This window comes from Oleiphilus sp. HI0067 (genome assembly GCF_001635735.1).
Map to the genome: position 1 here is coordinate 1 of NZ_LWFI01000952.1, position 1,629 is coordinate 1,629.

2 protein-coding genes are annotated in these 1,629 nt (G+C 47.1%); both read left to right on the forward strand.

Going from position 1 to position 1,629, the window contains the following annotated elements:
* On the forward strand, positions 1–734 hold a 734-nt coding region (locus tag A3739_RS11965), incomplete at its 5' end, for a ribose-phosphate pyrophosphokinase (protein WP_068501535.1).
* A 147-nt stretch (positions 735–881) separates the two neighbouring features.
* Positions 882–1,523, forward strand: coding sequence for a 50S ribosomal protein L25/general stress protein Ctc (locus A3739_RS11970; protein WP_068481083.1), 642 nt, complete (start codon positions 882–884; stop codon positions 1,521–1,523).
* Positions 1,524–1,629: the final 106 nt, after the last annotated feature.

Below are 1,629 nucleotides of genomic sequence, written 5' to 3' on the forward strand. Positions count from 1 at the left end.
TGGTCATGACCGACGCATTACGTCGCGCATCTGCAGGCCGTATTACAGCGGTTGTTCCCTACTTCGGCTATGCACGACAAGATCGTCGTGTGCGTTCAATGCGTGTACCGATTACAGCAAAAGTTGTGGCTGACATGATCACTGGCGCAGGCATCGACCGCGTATTGACTGTTGATCTGCACGCTGATCAGATTCAAGGCTTCTTTGATATTCCAGTAGACAACATTTACGCAACACCTATTCTGGTCGACGATATCATGACGCGCTTTAAAGAAGACTTTATCGTTGTCAGCCCAGACGTTGGCGGTGTTGTTCGCGCACGCGCAATGGCTAAGCGCGTTGGCGATGTAGATTTAGCAATTATTGACAAACGTCGCCCTCAAGCGAACGTTTCTCAAGTAATGCACATTATTGGCGATGTAAAAGGCAAAACATGCTTACTCATCGACGACATCGTTGATACGGCAGGCACGCTATGCAAAGCCGCAGAAGCATTGAAAGAGAATGGCGCAAAAGCAGTTTACGCTTACATCACCCACCCAGTTTTGTCGGGCCCAGCGATTAAAAACATCGAAAACAGCACATTGGACGCATTGATTGTCACAGACACCATTCCATTAAGTGACAACGCTGAAAAATGTGGTAAGATTCGCCCCCTTACGATTTCCGGCCTAATTGCTGAGTCGATTCGACGCATCAGCAATGAAGAGTCAATTAGCGCACTCTTCGACTAAACGAAGCAGCGCGTTAGAAAAATTTGCCTATTCCTTTCAAGGGCGTAGGCAAACTATCGAAAAGCACATAAGTGCTTTTTTTCGTTTTAAAATGCGTGTTATGAGTCTGGTCGCGGACTTGTTTCAACGCTTATTGAGGAATCAATAATGAGTGATTTATTTACTGTCGAAGCAGAACTTCGCGAAGACCAGGGGAAAGGTGCGAGCCGCCGCCTGCGTCGTCTAGAAGGCAAAGTACCTGCAATCCTATACGGCACAAAGTCTAAGAAGCCTGTTTCTCTTTCTATCGCTGCGAACAAACTTCGCCGCGCACTAGAAGAAGAAGCATTTTACTCTCACATCCTTACTATCGCTTTCGATGGTAAAGAAGAGAATGCAATTCTTAAAGATCTTCAACGCCACCCAGCAACGAATGAAGTAATGCACGCTGACTTCCAGCGCGTTACTAAAAACCAAGCTATCCACGTTAACGTACCACTTCACTTCACTAACGAAGAAGCATGTGTAGGCGTTAAACTTGGCGGCGGCAAGATCCAGCACCAAATGACTGAAGTTGAAGTTATCTGTCTTCCAGCAGATCTTCCTGAGTTCATCGAAGTTGACATGACTGAAGTTGAAGCGGACCAAATCGTTCACCTTTCAGACATCGTTCTTCCTAAAGGTGTAACGATTGCTGCACTTCAGCAAGGTGAAGATCACGACCTTTCTGTTGCATCTGTACACAAGCCGAAAGGCTCTGCTGCTGACGAAGCAGAAGATGCTGCAGCTGAAGGCGAAGGTGACGAATAAGCCCCCACCGGAGCTTATTACGTTGGCACCAGCTAGGGAATGCACATTCAGCCATGACTCAACAGATCAAGCTGATTGTCGGTTTAGGTAACCCCGGAGCCGAATA

Coding starts and splice junctions, on each gene's coding strand:
- A3739_RS11970 (WP_068481083.1), top strand. CDS start 882: ATGAGTGATTTATTTACTGTCGAAGCAGAACTTCGCGAAGACCAGGGG.